We start from the raw sequence: 1,490 nt of genomic DNA, 5'->3' as shown, positions 1-1,490 counted from the left end.
TGTCAGTATTTTGAGTGAGCGATCTGTCCGCAAGGACATTAAACAGAGATTGAACTGAAGAGTTTGATCCTGGCTCAGATTGAACGCTGGCGGCATGCCTTACACATGCAAGTCGAACGGCAGCGCGGGGCAACCTGGCGGCGAGTGGCGAACGGGTGAGTAATATATCGGAACGTACCCTGGAGTGGGGGATAACGTAGCGAAAGTTACGCTAATACCGCATACGATCTAAGGATGAAAGTGGGGGCTTCGCAAGAACCTCATGCTCCTGGAGCGGCCGATATCTGATTAGCTAGTTGGTGGGGTAAAGGCCTACCAAGGCATCGATCAGTAGCTGGTCTGAGAGGACGACCAGCCACACTGGAACTGAGACACGGTCCAGACTCCTACGGGAGGCAGCAGTGGGGAATTTTGGACAATGGGCGAAAGCCTGATCCAGCAATGCCGCGTGAGTGAAGAAGGCCTTCGGGTTGTAAAGCTCTTTTGTCAGGGAAGAAACGGTGAGGGCTAATATCCCTTGCTAATGACGGTACCTGAAGAATAAGCACCGGCTAACTACGTGCCAGCAGCCGCGGTAATACGTAGGGTGCAAGCGTTAATCGGAATTACTGGGCGTAAAGCGTGCGCAGGCGGTTTTGTAAGTCTGTCGTGAAATCCCCGGGCTCAACCTGGGAATTGCGATGGAGACTGCAAGGCTAGAATCTGGCAGAGGGGGGTAGAATTCCACGTGTAGCAGTGAAATGCGTAGAGATGTGGAGGAACACCGATGGCGAAGGCAGCCCCCTGGGTCAAGATTGACGCTCATGCACGAAAGCGTGGGGAGCAAACAGGATTAGATACCCTGGTAGTCCACGCCCTAAACGATGTCTACTAGTTGTCGGGTTTTAATTAACTTGGTAACGCAGCTAACGCGTGAAGTAGACCGCCTGGGGAGTACGGTCGCAAGATTAAAACTCAAAGGAATTGACGGGGACCCGCACAAGCGGTGGATGATGTGGATTAATTCGATGCAACGCGAAAAACCTTACCTACCCTTGACATGTACGGAAGCCACGAGAGATCGAGGTGTGCTCGAAAGAGAGCCGTAACACAGGTGCTGCATGGCTGTCGTCAGCTCGTGTCGTGAGATGTTGGGTTAAGTCCCGCAACGAGCGCAACCCTTGTCATTAGTTGCTACGAAAGAGCACTCTAATGAGACTGCCGGTGACAAACCGGAGGAAGGTGGGGATGACGTCAAGTCCTCATGGCCCTTATGGGTAGGGCTTCACACGTCATACAATGGTACATACAGAGGGCCGCCAACCCGCGAGGGGGAGCTAATCCCAGAAAGTGTATCGTAGTCCGGATTGTAGTCTGCAACTCGACTACATGAAGTTGGAATCGCTAGTAATCGCGGATCAGCATGTCGCGGTGAATACGTTCCCGGGTCTTGTACACACCGCCCGTCACACCATGGGAGCGGGTTTTACCAGAAGTAGGTAGCTTAACCG

At 53.0% G+C, this 1,490-nt stretch carries 1 rRNA gene; it reads left to right on the top strand.

Annotation, left to right across the window (positions count from 1 at the left end):
* Positions 1-51: 51 nt before the first annotated feature.
* Positions 52-1,490, top strand: a 16S ribosomal RNA gene (locus RBA40_RS33160); the annotation flags it as partial.

Origin of the sequence: Massilia pseudoviolaceinigra (genome assembly GCF_030846505.1) — a bacterium.
GTDB lineage: Bacteria > Pseudomonadota > Gammaproteobacteria > Burkholderiales > Burkholderiaceae_D > Telluria_A > Telluria_A violaceinigra.
The sequence above is the reverse complement of the archived record's forward strand: the minus strand, read 5'-3'. Positions and strand labels throughout refer to the sequence as shown.